General features: G+C 38.8%; 10 protein-coding genes. 5 read left to right on the forward strand and 5 right to left on the reverse strand.

What is annotated here, in order from left to right; genetic code table 11:
* The first annotated feature begins 86 nt into the window (after positions 1–86).
* Positions 87–581 carry a CAP domain-containing protein gene (locus ZA06_RS11835; RefSeq protein ID WP_053977688.1) on the forward strand — a complete coding sequence of 165 codons (495 nt, stop codon included), beginning with the start codon at positions 87–89 and terminating at the stop codon, positions 579–581.
* A 225-nt stretch (positions 582–806) separates the two neighbouring features.
* Here the strand turns inward: ZA06_RS11835 and ZA06_RS11840 are convergent, their stop codons facing one another.
* From ZA06_RS11840 to ZA06_RS11850, 3 genes are read right to left on the reverse strand one after another with little or no spacing between them, the layout of a single operon-like run.
* Positions 807–2714, reverse strand: a complete 1908-nt coding sequence (locus tag ZA06_RS11840; protein ID WP_053977689.1) for an OmpA family protein — start codon at positions 2712–2714, stop codon at positions 807–809.
* A gap of 11 nt (positions 2715–2725) precedes the next feature.
* Entirely contained in the window at positions 2726–3661 is a 936-nt protein-coding gene (locus ZA06_RS11845; RefSeq protein ID WP_053977690.1) for a PorP/SprF family type IX secretion system membrane protein, read from the reverse strand.
* A 10-nt stretch (positions 3662–3671) separates the two neighbouring features.
* Positions 3672–12992 (reverse strand): HYR-like domain-containing protein, encoded by a 9321-nt coding sequence (locus tag ZA06_RS11850; RefSeq protein WP_053977691.1) that lies wholly within the window; start codon positions 12990–12992, stop codon positions 3672–3674.
* 455 nt (positions 12993–13447) lie between these two features.
* Between ZA06_RS11850 and ZA06_RS11855 the strand changes: the two genes are divergently transcribed.
* The 4 genes from ZA06_RS11855 to ZA06_RS11870 all read left to right on the forward strand — a co-directional run bounded on the left by ZA06_RS11855 (position 13448) and on the right by ZA06_RS11870 (position 17670).
* Positions 13448–13939, forward strand: coding sequence for a SixA phosphatase family protein (locus tag ZA06_RS11855; protein WP_053977692.1), 492 nt, complete (start codon positions 13448–13450; stop codon positions 13937–13939).
* A gap of 124 nt (positions 13940–14063) precedes the next feature.
* A complete protein-coding gene (gene ppk1 / locus ZA06_RS11860; RefSeq protein ID WP_053977693.1) occupies positions 14064–16130 on the forward strand; it encodes a polyphosphate kinase 1 in 2067 nt (688 codons plus the stop codon).
* The gene (locus ZA06_RS11865) at positions 16131–17039 is read left to right on the forward strand and encodes a Ppx/GppA phosphatase family protein (protein WP_053977694.1); all 909 of its coding nucleotides are present in this window, start codon (positions 16131–16133) and stop codon (positions 17037–17039) included.
* Positions 17040–17136: 97 nt separating this feature from the next.
* On the forward strand, positions 17137–17670 hold the full coding sequence (locus ZA06_RS11870; protein ID WP_053977695.1) for a porin family protein: 534 nt from the start codon (positions 17137–17139) through the stop codon (positions 17668–17670).
* An 88-nt stretch (positions 17671–17758) separates the two neighbouring features.
* On the opposite strand, the gene miaE is transcribed toward ZA06_RS11870, so the two are convergent.
* Both miaE and ZA06_RS11880 read right to left on the reverse strand, forming a co-directional pair.
* Positions 17759–18340 carry a tRNA-(ms[2]io[6]A)-hydroxylase gene (miaE, locus tag ZA06_RS11875; RefSeq protein ID WP_053977696.1) on the reverse strand — a complete coding sequence of 194 codons (582 nt, stop codon included), beginning with the start codon at positions 18338–18340 and terminating at the stop codon, positions 17759–17761.
* 4 nt (positions 18341–18344) lie between these two features.
* On the reverse strand, positions 18345–18905 hold the full coding sequence (locus ZA06_RS11880; RefSeq protein WP_053977697.1) for a hypothetical protein: 561 nt from the start codon (positions 18903–18905) through the stop codon (positions 18345–18347).
* Positions 18906–18907 lie beyond the last annotated feature (2 nt).

The following is an 18907-nucleotide window of genomic DNA, read 5'->3' on the forward strand; positions in this document are numbered from 1 at the left end:
GTTTTTTATCGATTTTAACATTTCTTTAACAGTGAGTTTCTGATAGTCTAGTAATTTTACTAAACCAAATCAAATTTAGCCTACTTATGAATACCAAAACTCTATGGCCGTTGCTGGCTTTACTAGCTTTGCTGTCTTTTTCCTGCACAACCGACAGCTTTTCTGATGGAGATATCAATACCATTACTTTAGAAAATGCCCCAGCAGCCAAAACCATTGAAATAGAAATCTTGGAATTGATCAATGCCCATAGAATAGAAAAAGGCTTGAATCCTTTGAACAATTTGGATGTCATTAAATCTGTAGCGTACACCCATACGGATTATATGGTGACTGAAAACGTTGTTAACCACAATAATTTCTTTCAAAGAAAGGAAAGTTTGATACAGAATGCCTCAGCGACAAAGGTTACAGAAAATGTGGCTTATGCCTATAGTACAGCACAAGGAGTTGTAAATGCATGGTTAAACAGCGAAGGGCATAGGGAAAATATAGAAGGAGACTTTACAGATTTTGATATTTCTGCTGAACAAAATAGCGAAGGAAAATGGTATTATACCAATATATTTATAAAGAGATAAATCCGCTGTTAACTTTAAATTCCTTAAAAGATCGTTATGTACTCATGACGATCTTTTTTGTTTTAGAGTCTTCTTAAGGAAAAAAATAGAAGATAGTTTAGTTTGTTTTAATTGGAGTAGGGCAAATACAATATTTAAAGGAATTGATGGCTTAGGAGTTTGGATTGGTAGAAAATAAAAAGCAGACCATTTGGTCTGCTTTTTATTTTAAGAAGTTTTATAAGTTTATTCCGAAAGGATATAGAAGTAAGATCTTCTATTAAGCTGATGCTCTTCTTCGGTACATTTTACACCGTTTGAACATTGGTTCAACAATTGAGTTTCTCCATACCCAATGGCACTTTCAATACGTTCTGGAGCAATGCCACGAGATAACAGATACTCATGGGTAGATTTAGCTCTACGGTCTGATAACTTCATGTTGTACTTGTCACTTCCTCTACTGTCAGTATGCGATTCAATTTTAATGACCATGTTAGGGTGGGTACGCATCACGTCAACAATATGTTCAAGTTCCACTTGGGCATCTGTTCTGATATCCCATTTGTCGAAGTCAAAGAAAATAGGATTGATGACAATTTGGTTTTCGATGATTAATGGTACCAATTCCAAATCAACAATCATATCGCCGTCACTATCGGTACCAGAAAGGATTTGCTTAAGCTCATCTTTATAATCCACTTTGGTCCCCATAATAGTGTAAGCTGTTTTACATTTCAATTTGAACTCATACACACCTGTAGAGTCGGTCATTTTTTCTTCTAAAATTTTACCTTCTGCATCTATTAGTTTTACAGTTGCCAAAGACAGAGGCAATTTTGTAAGGCTGTCCTTAACAACACCTCTCACCATTTGTGAACAGGCAGTAAATGAATAGATATCGTCACTACCAACACCAGGGCGGTTAGATGAAAAATATCCGTTTTCAGTTTCCGAATCGATGGTGAAAGCAAAATCATCGTACCCTGTGTTAAAAGGTGCTCCTAAATTTTCAAGTTCAGCACTGGAATCATTCAGGATATCCGATTTAAAAATATCCAAGAACCCTAAATTGATATTACTATCTGATGAAAAGTAAAGGGTATTGTCTTTGGCTACATAAGGAAACATTTCTTTACCGTCACTATTGATGGAAGGTCCAAGGTTTACAGGCTCTCCATAACTGTCATCTCCCAAAATAGCGACCTTGTAAATATCGGTTTCTCCATAACCTCCCTCACGATCTGATACAAAGAATAATGTTCTATCATCTGGACTCAAGGCAGGATGCCCTGAAGAGTACACTTTGTCATTAAAAGGTAACTCCTTAATGTCTTTCCAAATACTGTCTTTATAAGACGCTTTGTAAATTTTTAGGTGAGAAGTTCCTTCCTTGTCAGTTTTTAGACGGTTATTTTTATTGACATTGTCTCTGGTAAAGTACATCGTTTTTCCATCTTGGGTAATAGCAATATTCGCTTCGTGGAATTCTGAATTAATTGATTTGGAATTGATGCTTTTCACCTTTTTGAAGTTCTCTGCACCGTCTTGCTCATTGATCACTACTTCGTAGATGTCCAAATAAGGTTCCCCATTCCAATCATAGATTTTGTCCTTTCCATCTCTTGCAGAAGAAAAGTATAAAATACTATCTCTTCTATAAGCTCCAAACTCTGCATATTTGGTATTGATAGGAAGCGATTCCGTTCTTACATATATACCATCAGTGGAGGACAATTGCTCATAAATGGCAAGATCATCAAAATTTAAGTTGGCTATACGATCATCGTCAGGGTTGGCAGCTTTATATTTTTCCAACCAAACAATGGCTTCTTCATAATTACCTTGTCCTCTTAAGGCTTGGGAGTATCTGTACATGTATTTGGAGTCCAATTCACTTTCGTGAAGTCTTAAAGCTTCTCCGTACCATTCTGCAGATTCGGCAGATTTGGAATTGTTGTAGTAACAATCGCCAAGTCTTGTCAACACATGGGCGCTACTATCTCCTTTTTTTACAGCTTCTTTGTAAAATTCTTCAGCCTTGGTATAAGCGTAATTTTTATAGAACTTATCGGCGACTCTTACCTGTTGCTTTTGAGCAACCATAAAAGTACTACTGAATGCTAGTAATATTATAAGTAATCTTGATTTCATAACAGGCTATTTTAGAAGTATCTAGGGGATTTAACACGTTGCGTTTTAAATAATTCGAACATTAGTAGAATCTCGTGGGTTCCACTTGTGTAAGCTCTCAAGTCTGAAAGGGGATACCCATAGGCATATCCAATTCGTATTTGCTTGGAAATTTGGAAATCGGCAATACCACTAATTTCTCCAGCTCTTTCGTCAACTCGGTAACCAGCTCCCAACCATAGTTTTTCATAGAATAGGAAGTTGGCTGTAAAATCGAATGACATTGGGGCACCGTTGGTAGCTTTTAACAACATTGCAGGCTTGAACTTGGTGTTGTCACCAAGATCGAATACATAACCACCTGTAAGGTAATAGTTGTTACGCTCTACTGCTACGTAGTCCGTTCCGCCAACAGTCCCTTTGTTATAATCGGTGTTTAAGAGTCTTGGGGCAGAAAGTCCAATATACCATCTGTTGGAATGCCAAAGGACTCCCGCACCAAAGTTTGGGCTCCATCTGTTGGATACATCATTGAAGAATGGATCCTGGGCAATACTAGGGTCATTCAACAAAGCCATATCTATATTATAGTGTGTGAAACCAGCTTTTACTCCAAAGGATAATTTGGTGTTCTCTCCAGTGTGGATACTATACGAGAAATCTCCATATAGATAAGAGAAGTTCTCATATCCCAATTCATCATTGATAAAAGAGAGTCCCAGTCCTATTTTCTCATTTCTAAGAGGGGAGTGGATAGATAGGGTTTGGGTAGTTGGGGCACCCTCTAAACCTACCCATTGGCTCCTGTGCAATCCTACGATGCTTAACGTCTCTCGACTCCCTGCATAGGCAGGGTTAATAGAGATCGTATTGTACATATACTGTGTAAACTGAGGCAATTGTTGTGCAACACCCGTCCAGCAATTGAACAGTATAAAAGCGATTATGTTAAACTTTAATAACTTCATAGGTCAAAATTTATTTAGTTCCTACGTAGATTGGACCTGAGAAAGGTTTTAATCCACTATTCTTTAAATTGATGATATAGTAATATGTTCCTGAAGGGACTTTGCTTGCACCTCCCACAGATGATCTGGATGAAGCACCGTTCCAATCGTTTTGATAGTTGAAGTTTTCATAAATTTTAGCACCCCAACGGTTGAATACTTGTAATTCAATGGTGAATCCACATTCTTCAACACCCGTTACCGTGAAGAATTCGTTATAACTATCTCCATTAGGTGTAATTGCTTTTGAAATCTCAACATCTTCTTCACCACAAGGGAATACAACACAATCGTCATGAACAGTTACTGTCACTTCGGTTACGCTAGGACAATCACCTTCTGTGATGGTATATGTGAAGATGAAATCTCCTAAGTCTTCTTCAGTAACAATAGTGGTATCGAACCAACTTCCATCTAAAGTTGTATTACCTGAAACTACTTCCCAGGTTCCATTTTCATCCACATCACCACTTAAAAGGCTGAATAGGTCTAGAGGTCCTTCCTCTGTACAAATAGTAGTGTCAGATCCAGAAATGATATTCTCTACGTTCACGTTTACAATTTGCGTGTAAGTAGCTTCATTGCCACAATCATCGCTTACTGTCCAGTTACGCGTAATACTATAGTTTTCCGATTCTTCTTCTGGAGTGATAGACTCGTTGAAGACAACTGAAATATCTGTTGAACAAGCATCCTCAAAGCTCAATTCAGGAGCATCAGGAACTTCAGAACAATTCACATCGATGGATGGATCTAAGTCAACAATTAGTTCAGGAGCCGTAGTGTCAACAACACTGATTGTTTGTACCTGAGTTGTTGTGTTTCCACATTCATCGATTAAAGTCCAAGTTCTTTCAATAGTACTTTCACCTACACAAGACCCTTCGGTAACTTCATCTGTAAAGGTTGCTTCCAATTCAGAAGAACAGTTGTCAGCTTCGTCGGTTACATCACCAGTTAATGTTAAATCACTAGTATCCATATCGCACTCTACAGTTAAGTTTTCTGGAACAGTAAATGTTGGAGCCGTAGAATCTTGAATATTGATAGTTTGAACTTGCGTTGTTGTATTTCCACAATCGTCAGTCAATGTCCAAGTTCTAGTAATGATGGATGCGTTGGCACATTCACCTTCTGCAGTAGCATCAGTAAAAGTAGCTTCCAATTCAACAGAGCAGTTATCAGCCTCATCTGTTACATCACCAGTCAATGCCAAGTCATTAGCATCTTGATCACACTCGATAGTTACGGCAGCTGGTACAGTAAATGTAGGGGCCGTAGTATCTTGAATTGTGATGGTTTGTACTTGTGTAGTTGTGTTTCCACAATCATCCGTTAAAGTCCAGGTTCTTGTAATAATTGATGCATTGGCACATTCACCTTCAGCAGTAGCGTCAGTATAGGTTGCATCTAATTCAGCAGAACAGTTGTCAGCTTCATCAGTTACATCACCAGTTAATGCCAAGTCATTTTCATCTTGATCACATTCAATAGTTACAGCAGTAGGTACAGTAAATGTAGGAGCCGTAGTATCTTGAATTGTGATAGTTTGTACTTGAGTCGTTGTGTTTCCACAGTCATCTGTTAAAGTCCAAGTTCTTGTAATGATGGCAGCATTGGCACATTCACCTTCCTCAGTAGCATCGGTATAAGTTGCGTCCAATTCAGCTGAACAGTTGTCAGCTTCATCTGTTACATCACCAGTCAATACCAAGTCATTTTCATCTTGATCACATTCGATAGTTACGGCAGCTGGCACAGTAAATGTAGGAGCCGTAGTATCTTGAATTGTGATGGTTTGCACTTGAGTAGTTGTGTTTCCACAGTCGTCAGTCAAAGTCCAAGTACGTGTGATTGTGGACTCGTTTGAACATTCACCTTCAGTAGTAGCATCGGTAAAGGTCGCTTCCAATTCAGTAGAACAGTTGTCTGCTTCATCGGTTACGTCACCAGTTAATGCCAAGTCATTTACGTCTTGATCACATTCAATAGATACTGAAGCAGGTACTGTAAATGTAGGTGCTGTTGTATCCTGAATTGTGATGGTTTGCACTTGAGTAGTGGTATTTCCACAATCGTCAGTCAATGTCCAAGTTCTTGTAATGATAGATGCATTGGCACATTCACCTTCTGCAGTAGCATCGGTAAAGGTAGCTTCCAATTCAGAAGAACAGTTGTCTGCTTCATCAGTTACGTCACCAGTCAATACTAAGTCACTAGTATCTTGATCACATTCGATAGTTACAGCAGCTGGCACAGTGAATGTAGGTGCTGTCGTATCTTGAACAGTGATGGTTTGTACTTGAGTAGTCGTGTTTCCACAGTCATCAGTCAATGTCCAAGTTCTTGTGATGATGGAGGCATTAGCACATTGACCTTCAGTAGTTGCATCAGTAAAGGTTGCTTCCAATTCAGAAGAGCAGTTATCTGCTTCATCGGTTACATCACCTGTTAAAGTAAGGTCTGTAATTTCCTGATCGCATTCCAAAGTAAGAGAAGCAGGCACTGTAAATGTTGGAGCAGTAGTGTCAACAATAGTAAAGGATACAGTTGTTGTACTTTCATTTCCACATCCGTCGATGGCTGTAAAGGTTACTTCTGCAGTACCAGTGGCTCCACAAGCCTCTGTTAAGGATTCAAAGTCATTTGACCATGTAATAGAAGAACAGTCATCGGTAGCAGTGGCACCTCCATTGGAAGATAACCAAGCTTGAAGTTCAGCATCGTTTCCAGTTCCGTCACATTCTACTGTTAGGTTGTCTCCACCAGAAATTACTGGAGGTGTTGAGTCTTGAATAGCATATGAAGCCGTTGTAGTGCTTGTGTTTCCACAACTGTCAGTGGCAGTGAAAACAACACTTACAGGAGCGGAACAATCAGAGGTAGCTCCATTATAATTGTTAGTCCAAGTAACTTCTCCACATAATTCTTCGGCAACAGCACCACCATTACTGTCTAACCAGTTTTGGATGGCATCGTTATTTCCGTTTCCATCACATTCAGCAACGATATCTGAAGCTTCATTTGTAATGTTAGGAGCAATAGTATCTTCTATACTGAATGTTGCAGTGGTAGTTGCAGTATTTCCACAAGCATCTGTAGCTGTAAATATAACCGTAGCAGCTCCTGTATTTCCACAGGCAGCACTTAATTCAGTAAAGTCATTAGTCCAAGTTACTTCGCTACAATTATCAGTTGCGGAAGCACCTCCGTTAGAAGCTAACCAATCGTTGAAATTTGTTTGGTCTCCTGTACCGTCACATTCCACAGTTAAGCTTGTAGCTTCTGTGTTTATAGTTGGCGCAGTAGTATCTTGTATAGAGATTGTTTGAGTTTGTGTTGTTGTATTTCCACAAGCATCAACCAAAGTCCAAGTACGAGTGATTGTAGACTCATTGGCACATTCACCTTCAGTTGTGGCATCCGTATAAGTAGCTTCCAAATCAGCGGAACAGTTATCCGCTTCATCGGTTACATCACCAGTCAATGCCAAATCTGCAGCATCTTGATCACATTCAAGGGTTACACTTGCAGGTACTGTAAATGTAGGAACAGTGGTATCCTGGATGGTGATGGTTTGTACTTGTGTAGTTGTGTTCCCGCATTCATCTGTCAAAGTCCAGGTTCTTGTGATGATAGATGCGTTTGCACATTCGCCTTCAGCAGTAGCATCGGTAAAGGTTGCTTCCAAACCAGTAGAACAGTTGTCTGCTTCATCGGTAACATCACCAGTCAATACCAAGTCGCTTTCATCTTGATCACATTCAATGGTTACAGCAGCAGGTGCAGTAAATGTAGGCGCTGTAGTATCCTGAATAGTGATGGTTTGAGCTTGTATAGTTGTATTTCCACAGTCATCCGTCAAAGTCCAAGTTCTTGTGATGATGGATGCGTTAGCACATTCACCTTGGACAGTAGCATCCGTATATGTTGCTTCAAGCTCAGAAGAACATCCGTCAGTTTCATCAGTTACGTCTCCTGTTAAAACAAGGTCTGTTGGATCTTGATTACATTCCAAAGTCACTGAAGCAGGAACCGTAAATGTAGGTGCTGTTGTATCTTGAACTGTGAAAGTGGCCGTAGTCGAGCTAGAGTTTCCACAACCGTCAGTTGCTGTAAAGATTACTTCGGCAGAACCAGTAGTTCCACACCCATCGCTTAAGCCATTATAATTGTTAGACCATGCGATTGCAGAACAATCGTCGGTAGCAGTGGCGCTTCCAAAAGTATCCAACCAATCCTGGATCGCAGCATCAATATCACTACCGTCACACTCCAAGGTTACATCAGTAGCTGGAGTGGTGATAGTAGGAGCTGTAGTGTCCTGAATTGCATAAGAAGCAGAGGTAGATACAGCATTTCCACATTCGTCAGTAGCCGTAAAGGTTACGGTCACTGGTGCCGAACAATCTGAGTTCGCTCCATCGTAATCGTTTGTCCAAGTTACCTCACCACAATTGTCAGAAGCAGTTGCTCCACCATTGTTGGCTAACCAGTTTTCGATAGCTCCGTTGTTTCCAGAACCATCACACTCGGCAACGATATCAGAAGGAGTGGTTTCAATAACTGGCGCAGTAGTATCTTGGATAGAGATTGTTTGCGTTTGTGTTGTTGTGTTTCCACAAGCATCAACCAAAGTCCAAGTACGAGTGATTGTAGACTCGTTTGCACATTCACCTTCAGTTGTAGCATCGGTGTAAGTTGCATCCAAATTAGCGGAACAGTTATCAGCCTCATCGGTTACATCACCAGTCAATGCCAAATCAGTAGCATCTTGGTCACATTCAAGGGTTACACCAGCTGGTACAGTAAATGTTGGCGCAGTAGTATCTTGAATGGTGATGGTTTGAACTTCTGTTGCAGTGTTTCCACACTCATCAGTTAAGGTCCAAGTTCTAGTGATAATAGTTTCATTGGCACAAGCTCCTTGAGCAGTGGCATCGGCAAAAGTAGCTTCCAAATCAGTGGAGCAGTTGTCAGCTTCATCGGTAACATCACCAGTCAATACCAAGTCGTTTTCATTTTGATCACATTCAATGGTTACGGCAGCAGGTACAGTAAATGTAGGTGCCGTGGTATCTTCAATGGTGATGGTTTGAGTTTGTGTAGTTGTATTTCCACAGTCATCTGTCAATGTCCAAGTACGTGTAATGATAGATTCATTGGCACATTCACCTTGGGCTGTTGCATCTGTATATGTAGCTTCCAATTCAGCTGAACATCCGTCGGTTTCATCTGTTACGTCTCCTGTTAAAGCAAGGTCTGTTGGATCTTGATCACATTCCAAAGAAACTGAAGCAGGTACCGTAAAGGTAGGCGGTGTAGTATCTTGAACTGTGAAGGTTGCAGTTGTTGAGCTAGAGTTACCACAACCGTCAGTAGCTGTAAAGATTACTTCGGCAGAACCAGTAGTTCCACAACTATCGCTTAAGCCATTATAATTGTTCGACCATGCAATTGCAGAACAATCGTCGGTAGCAGTTGCACCTCCAAAAGTATCCAACCAATCCTGGATCGCAGCATCAATATCGCTACCGTCACATTCCAAGGTTACATCGGTAGCTTCAGTAGAGATAGTAGGAGCTGTAGTGTCCTGAATTGCATAAGAAGCAGACGTAGATACAGCGTTTCCACACTCATCAGTAGCCGTAAAGGTTACAGTCACCGGTGCAGAACAATCTGAGTTCGCTCCATCGTAATCGTTGGTCCAAGTTACCTCACCACAATTGTCCGAAGCAGTTGCCCCACCATTGTCAGCCAACCAGTTTTCGATAGCTCCGTTGTTTCCGGAACCGTCACACTCGGCAACGATATTAGAAGGAGTGGTTTCAATAACTGGAGCAGTAGTATCTTGGATAGATATTGTTTGAGTTTGAGTTGTTGTGTTTCCACAAGCATCAACCAAAGTCCAGGTACGAGTGATTGTAGACTCATTGGCACATTCACCTTCAGTTGTGGCATCCGTATAAGTAGCTTCCAAATCAGCAGAACAGTTGTCCGCTTCATCGTTTACATCTCCAGTCAATGTCAAATCTGTAGCATCTTGATCACATTCAAGGGTTACACTTGCAGGTACTGTAAAGGTAGGAGCAGTGGTATCTTGAATGGTGATGGTTTGTACTTGAGTAGTAGTATTTCCACAGTCATCGGTCAAGGTCCAGGTACGTGTGATGATCGACTCATTAGTACATTCGCCTTCAGCAGTAGCATCGGCGAAGGAAGCTTGTAAACCAGTAGAACAGTTGTCAGCTTCATCGGTTATATCACCTGTCAATGCCAAGTCGTTTTCATCTTGATTACATTCAATGGTTACGGCAGCAGGCACAGTAAATGTTGGCGCTGTGGTGTCCTGAATAGTGATGGTTTGAACTTGAGTAGTTGTATTTCCACAGTCATCGGTCAAGTTCCAAGTACGTGTAATGATAGACTCACTGGCACATTCACCTTGGGCAGTCGCATCTGTATAGGTAGCTTCAAGGTCTGAAGAACATCCGTCTGTTTCATCTGTTACGTCTCCTGTTAAAGCAAGGTCTGTTGGATCTTGATCACATTCCAAAGAAACTGAAGCAGGTACTGTGAAAGTTGGATCTGTAGTGTCTTCGATAGTAAAGGAAGCACTTGTAGTTACAGAATTACCACAACCGTCTCCAGCAGTAAAGGTTACTGTTCGTGTTCCAGTTAGACCACAGTCATCATTTAAAGCACCTTCTTCGTAAGACCAAGAAACAGTTCCACAAGAATCGGAAGCAGATGCACCTCCATTAGAATCTAACCAAGCTGTGTATTCGGGAAGGTTTCCAGTTCCATCGCATTCAACTGTAAAATCAGAAGCAGGAGTATCAATAGTAGGTGCTATCAAGTCCAATATCGTAAACAGGGCTGTAGTGCTAGTTGAATTTCCACATTCGTCAGTTGCAGTAAATGTTACCAGAGCCAATCCTGTTTCTCCACAACCATTGGATAATCCTGTGAAGTTGTCGGTCCAAGTAATGTTAGAGCAATTATCTGAAGCCATAGCTCCGGCATGTGTATCCAACCAAGCTTCTAGTTCGTCTGTATTCCCAGCACCGTTACATTGTACGGTTTGATCTGCCGCTACAGTACTCATTATTGGATTTGTAGTATCTTCAATAGTAAAGGTTGCCGATGTAGTTGAAGTGTTACCACAATCATCGGTAGCTGTAAAAGTTACTGTAGCAGAACCAGTAGCTCCACAATCATCGCTAAGAGCAGTAAAATCGTTACTCCAAGTAACGCTACCACAAGTATCTGAAGATGCAGCTCCACCAGCTGTACTCAACCAGTTGTTCAATTCAGCAGTATTTCCAGAGCCGTCACATTCAACGGTAAGGTCTGTAGCAGCTGTATCAATTGTTGGATCTGTGGTATCTTCAATAGTAAAGGTCGCAGAAGTTGTTGCTGTGTTTCCACAATCATCAGTAGCGGTAAATGTAACAGTGGCAGAACCAGTAGCTCCACAATCATCACTTAAGGAAGAATAATCGTTAGTCCAAGTAACGTCACCACAAGTATCAGAGGCTGCAGCGCCACCAAAAGAGCTTAACCAAGTTGATAAATCTGTAGTGTTTCCACTTCCATCACATTCCACTGTAAGGTTTGCAGCCACAGTGTCAATACTAGGAGGAGTGGTGTCTTCAATAGTGAACGTAGCTGCAGTGGTAGCAAAATTCCCACAAGCATCAGTGGCCGTAAAAGTAACTGTTACGGACCCTGTGTTTCCACAGTCATCACTTAAAGTACCGTAATCATTGCTCCAAGTAACAGCAGAACAATTATCTGTAGCTACAGCACCACCGTTGGCATCTAACCAAGCATTTAAGGCAGTTGTAGTATCACTGCCACATTCAGCAGTGGCATCGGCAGCCTCAGTTCCAATTATTGGATCTGTGGTATCTTCAATCGTTATTGTTTGCGTATCAGAACTAGAAAGCCCACAATCATCTGTGATAGTAAAAGTTCTTGTAACCACCACAGGACAAGTACCAGAAGCACTGTCTTGATAAGTGATTTCATTTACATTATTTTCCGTGAAAGTTCCTCCTTCTGCTAAGAAAATTAACTGAGAAATAGTTTGAGGTGTTTCACTATAAGCCAATGATGTTAAGTTGCCATTGGTAACATCTGCAGCAACACAACCTTCAACTTGTATATCTGAAGGAGCGTTGGTTACAGGAGGTGTATTATCGTCAACTGAAATTGTAATGTCCTCACTAATAGAACATGAATTAGCATCGGTAACAGTAACCGTGTATGTTCCTGCAGGTAGATTAACAAACATTCCAGATTGGAAACTTCCCTCTTGAGGGCTAATACTATAAGTATAAGGAGCAGTTCCACCTGAAACTCCAGAAGGAGTGATGGTTCCAGTGTTTCCTCCAGTACATTCAATGTTAGTAGCACTTAGGGATAATCCTGTAAGTAGTGGTGATACAGTTACAGTATCTGTATGAACGTCTGAATCTCCATCAATATCAAAAACTGTTAAAGTAACAGTATAGTTCCCTGGGCCTCCATATGTGTGTGATGGATTGGCTTCTGTAGAAGTAGCCCCATCTCCAAAATTCCAAGAATAACTATAACCACCTTGTAGATTTCCACCGGTGGTAATATTTGTAAATGCAACTGTATAAGCATCACAACTTTGAGTATAAGTAAAGTTGGTGATCAGTGGCGCATTTACAATAAATCCAGGAGGATTAGAATAACATTTTGAAGGGTTTTCACCACAAGCTTGGTTGGCATTGGACTGCCATGCCATATAAAAGTTAACCAATTCTACTTGATCACCACAATTCCAGTTCAATTGATAAACCGGTAGGTTTTGGTCAACAGGTATAGGATTGGAATCATATAGACATTGTGTAACTGAAGTGGTTAGAACTCCATTAATTAAAATGTCAAAATCCATAAAAAGACTATATCTGTCTGCATTGGTATTGGCAGAGAAATAAGCATAGATATAGGCTGTTTGAGGTGTGCCAGGAATACAATCATTATCCAATTCGTTGCCATTAGCGTCAGCCAGGTAAAAGTTGCTAAGAGTAAAGTCATTTGCTTTGCATCCTTCCAAGGCTCTTGCCGTGTCATCAACAGCTGTATTTGAAGTGCTTGATGACGTATTGTAAGAGTTCAATATAGTTAGGGGAGTATCCAAACTAATTCTGCTAACAGCTCTTTGGGGTGTCAGTTGTGCAAATGCAACATTTTGAAGAAGTACTATTAATAGAACCAAGGCATTTCTATACATTAGTCTACGTGTATTTGTTTTCATAAGCCCTAATTTTAGTTGATAGGAGTAATTAGTAAAAACTAATTATATTTCGTTTATTTAATTTTTTAGATTCAAAATGCCTTTCACTTTTGTGCAAGGGGGTACTTTGTTTGATTGATGAAATTTTTAATCCCATTTAAATGATTTGTTAATTAATATATTTAGCCGCTCAATAGAGCTTTTATTTTTACAATATAAATACAGTCTTTTTTAGTGATAAACACTTAAAAATTAAAAGTTTGAAATTTGTTGAGGGAAGAACGCTAGATATCAGCGCATTATAAATGGATAATTTTATATGTTGTTGATTTGGGGACATTTACATTAAATTTACTGAACAAAGCAACTCATTAATAAAATCTTTAACAAAAATAAATGTTAAAGGCACTAAAATAATCGTTAAAACGAAGATATACAACACTTTAACGATAAAAAATGCATTTAATCGAGTAAAAATGAAAAAAATAGTATTTGTAAGACACGCGAAATCCTCATGGGATGGGGGTTTCAGCGATTTAGACCGCCCTTTGAGCTCTAGAGGGATTAATGACATAAAATTAGTATCAAGTCACTATAAACCTTATAATTATATACCAGATATGGTGTTTTCCAGTCCTGCAAATAGGGCCTTAACGACCTGTAAAGGAGTAATGGACTACTTAAATTTACCAAAAAGCAAGCTGAAAATTGTTGACGATTTGTATGATTTTGGGGGAGAAAAAGTGATGAATTTCATACTATCGATAAACGACAACTCCATTAATAAAATTATGATCTTTGGACACAACCATGCCCTTACATCCATTGTTAATGATCTGGGTGATCAATTTATTGGCAATTTGCCCACTTGTGGCTTGGTGAAAATCGACTTTTTTGCAGAGGATTGGAAGTACATTACAAAGGGACATACAGATGTCATGATTTTTCCAAGAGATTTAAGACCATGATTTATTAGCTGGCAAAATTAAGGAGAGGAATCTTTAATTATATAAAGTCAAAATATAATGTAAATATCACATGTTACGGACTTACTAAAAGTTAAATAGAATATATTTGTGTAAACAAATAATGATGACCAATATTACTGTAAAGGATAAAAATATATATGTAAATAGGGAGTTGAGTTGGCTTCAGTTTAATGCAAGGGTTTTGCAGGAAGCTGCAGATGAATCTGTTCCTATGATTGAAAGATTGCGTTTCTTGGGAATTTTCTCCAATAATTTGGATGAGTTCTTTAAAGTGAGATACGCAACCGTAAAACGAATTGACGAAGCGGGTAAGGCGGCAAAAAGCGAGTTGGGAGGTATCAAAGCCAGTGAACTGCTAGAAAAGATTACCCAAGTAGTGATTAGGCAGCAAAGTGAAAGTTTGGAGATTCTACAGAACATTCATAAGAAGCTTGAAGACTACGATATTTATATCATCCAGGAAACTCAAATCACACCCAAACAGCATGAGTTTATAAAGGGGTATTTTCTTCAGCATGTAAGTCCAGCTTTGGTGACCATTATTCTTAATGATTCAGTGGAATTGCCAATGCTAAAGGATAGTGCTGCTTATTTGGCCGTGAAGATGATTTTGGAGAATGATGAAAAACAGTTTGCCTTAATTGAAATTCCAAAATCCATAGAACGCTTTGTGGTTCTGCCAAAACAGGATGATAAAGATTATATCATCATTTTGGATGATCTATTGAGATATTGTTTGGATGATATTTTTAATATTTTCGATTACAAGAGTATTTCTACTCACATGATTAAGATTACTAGAGATGGTGAACTTGATTTTGATAGTGACTTGAGTAAAAGTTTTATTGATAAAATTTCCGATAGTGTAAAGCACCGTCAGATTGGGGATCCAGTAAGGTTTGTTTACGACAAGACCATTGATAAGGAAACCTTAAAATATCTGTTGGATAAAATGGGAATTGATTCTAAGGATAGTGTTATTCCTGGAGGGCGTTACCACAATAGGAGAGATTATATGGATTTCCCAAGTTTGGGACGAACAGATTTACTTTATGACAAAATCAAGGCTCTACCTATTAAAGGCTTGAGTTTGGAGAGTAGCATTTTTGAAAATATTTCCAAGCGCGATTATTTATTGTATACGCCATATCACACATTTTCTTATGTGGTGAAGTTCTTAAGGGAGGCCGCCTTGGATCCAAAGGTAAAAACCATCAACATTACCATTTATAGATTGGCACAAATTTCACATGTGGCCAGTTCGTTGATCAATGCGGCTAAAAATGGTAAAAAAGTAACCGTTTCCATTGAAATTCAAGCCCGATTTGATGAAGCTGCCAATATTGCCTATGCTGAGCAAATGCAGGATGAAGGTGTTAATTTGTTGTTCGGAGTAGCGGGGTTGAAAGTGCACAGTAAAATGTGTGTGATAGAGCGAGAAGAAGATCATAAGCTAAAGCGTTATGGCTTCATTAGTACAGGAAACTTCAATGAATCTACCGCGAAGATTTACACAGATTTCACTTTGTTTACTGCCGATCAAAAGATATTGAAAGACCTTAACAAAGTATTCAACTTCTTTGAAATCAACTATAAAATATTTAGGTACAAGCATATCATTACATCACCGCATTATACAAAGTCAAAGTTCTTTAAGCTAATTGATAATGAAATTGATAATGTAAAAGCAGGAAAACCGGCCTACATCAAACTTAAAATGAACAGCATTTCAAGTTATGCCATGGTGGACAAACTTTACGAAGCAAGTAGGGCTGGTGTAAAAATTCAAATGATTGTACGTGGACTTTGTTGTTTGGTTCCAGGAATACCAGGTATGAGCGAAAACATTGAGGTAATTAGTATTGTCGATAAGTTTTTGGAACATACTCGTTTGTACGTGTTCTGTAACGATGGTGATACAAAAGTGTATATTTCTTCTGCCGATTGGATGACAAGAAACATTGAAAATAGAGTGGAAGTCACTTGTCCTATCTATGATGATGTCATCAAGCAAGAGCTCTTGGATGTGTTTGATATTTGTTGGAATGACAATGTGAAGGCAAGAATTTTAGATGAGTTTCAGGAAAACAAGTACAAACGAAACGATAAACCTAAAGTGAGAGCCCAATTTGCTACATACGACTATTATTTAAAAAAATTAGAGAATTAAATGCTTTCAATTAAAAAATATGCGGCCATCGATATAGGTTCCAATGCTGTTAGGTTGCTCATTTCAAATATCATAGAACAAAAAGGAAAGCCTACACGTTTTAAGAAAAACTCGTTGGTAAGGGTGCCAATCCGTTTGGGAGCAGATGTGTTTTTAAAGCAAAAAATTTCAAAGGAAAACGAGCGCCGTATGTTGGATACCATGACCGCGTTTCGGTTGTTGATGAAATCCCATAAAGTAGTTGCCTATAAAGCTTGTGCCACTTCGGCCATGCGTGAGGCAGAAAATGGTAGTAAAGTTGCTAAATTAATTTCTGAACAAGCCCAAATTGATATTGATATTATTGATGGTGAAGAAGAAGCAGCCATTATCGCGGCTACCGATTTACATAGCTATATCGATGAAAGCAAAACCTACCTATATGTGGATGTAGGAGGTGGAAGTACCGAATTTTCTGTGATTCATCTTGGAGAAAAAGTAGAATCCAAATCATTCAAAATTGGGACGGTAAGATTATTAAACGATATCGTTAATAAAGAAACTTGGCAAGAACTGGAATCTTGGATTAAAGAACATACAAGGGAATACGACAAATTGGATTTAATAGGATCTGGGGGGAACATTAATAAAATCTTCAAAATTTCAGGAAAGGCCATGGGGAAACCGTTGACCTATTTCTATCTGTCTTCCTATTATGATAAGTTGCAGACTTATTCCTATGAAGAAAGAATTACCGAACTGGACCTTAATCAGGACAGAGCCGATGTAATTATTCCTGCAACCCGTATCTATTTGTCGGCCATGAAATGGAGTGGTGCCAAGGATATTTATGTGCCTAAAATTGGACTTTCTGACGGAATAATTAAAAGTATGTACTATAAAACCGTTTCTAGTTCTCTTTTAGAATAAGAATGAACACTTTATCTTATTTTTTTAGTTACATATCTAATATTTAACAGTTATTTGTTAATTCCATTTATATTCGAGCACTCAAATCATTCAAACTATGAAGACAATTTTTACTAGTTTATTGGTAGTGTTGTTCGTGACACTTGGATATTCTCAAGAAGTTAAATATGGTGTAAGAGCCGGTTTAACCATTTCAAATTTAGATTATAAAGAAACCCCAATAGTAAGAAATCCACACAGAAACGGATTTTTGTTTGGAGTTCATGCAGACATCGGTTTAACCGAACAGTTCTCTATAATGCCAGAATTACAGTTTTCGCCGGAAGGTGCTGGAGTTGAAGATTTTGCCAATGATTACCTTAATTTACCAGTACTTTTCAAGTATGCCATGTTTGATGGTAGGGTAGCGCTTGGTGTAGGTCCTCAAGCTGGACTGAAAATTCACAAAGAAGGTGATGGCTTTAAAAACTTTGTGTTTTCTGGTGTAGGAATTATAGAGTTTAAGGTGTGTGAAGACTGGTACGTAGATGCCAGATATAACTATGGTTTTTCAAATGTTTTTGATGACGATTTAAGCCCCGAAGCAACAAACAATGTCATTCAAATTGGTGTTAACTTTAGAGTGTTTTAGGTAAGGCTATTAATCGTTTTTTTTATAAAATGGTATCATCCCAATTACAAAGATTACTTTGATAATTGGGATTTTTTATGTTCTATTGTTAACCGTGGATCGTTTCCTTTTTACCCAAATCTCTCATGATTTCGGCTTCATAATCCAATAAATCCTGCCACTTTTTGTCCACTTCCTTTCGGTCTCCATACTGTCTGGCAAAACCTAAAAACATGGTGTAGTGGTTGGCTTCGCTTACCATAAGTTTTCTGTAAAATTCTGCTAGTTCCTTATCTTCCAATTCTTCTGAAAGTAGTCTGAAACGTTCACAACTTCTAGCTTCAATTAAAGCCGCATAGAGCAATCTGTTAACCAACTGGGTTGTTCTACTGCCTCCTTTTGGAAAGAATTTCATCAAGGCGATTACGTAGTCGTCTTTTCGGTCACGACCCAAGGTCCAACCACGCTCCAAAATTTTATCGTGGACCATTTTAAAATGGCTGATTTCTTCTTTCACCAAAGCTACCATTTCCTGAACCAATTCGGTGTATTCCGGAAATCCAACTATTAGAGAAATGGCGGTACTTGTTGCCTTTTGCTCACAGAATGCATGGTCTGTAAGGATGTCTTCAATATTCTTTTCAACGATATTGACCCAACGTGGGTCTGTAGGGAGTTTTAAGCCTAACATCTGTCTAACTATTTTGTTCCTTTAAAAATGTGTCTTGTTTGCCATTGTGGTCAATGGTCATTTCATAAACTCTATAGGCGTGCGTTTGGGGATCGATAAAGGTAATTTCTAAATTCACCCAATCTAAGCCAGAAGTTTCATGATTTACCCATACATGCTCTAAAGTAGCATTATTCCAAAACGATGAATTGTCTTTATTTTGGAATTGATGGGCATTAATGGTGGTAGTATATATTTTTTGATTAGCATTATAAACTGCAATTTCCGATTCAAATGCTCGGTGGTATTGAATGTCTTTATTATTACCAATTGTTTTTTTGTGCTGAATTACCTCTTGGTCCATCAAACTGTAATTTTTGATGTTTACCCTTAGATTATTGGACATTATGGTGTCCGTTTCAACTTCAGTATATTCTTTTGGATAAAAGCTGATAAGCTCTAAAGGCGTTTGTTTTTGATTGAATTCTGAAATAGATTGTTGCAAGGACTCCCTTGAGCTTTGGCGTCCGTCGCAACTTGTAAGAACCATTGCTGAGAGCGTGAAAAGTAACAAAATGTATTTCATGA

The organism is Mangrovimonas xylaniphaga (assembly GCF_001280435.1).
GTDB classification, from domain to species: Bacteria; Bacteroidota; Bacteroidia; order Flavobacteriales; family Flavobacteriaceae; genus Mangrovimonas_A; species Mangrovimonas_A xylaniphaga.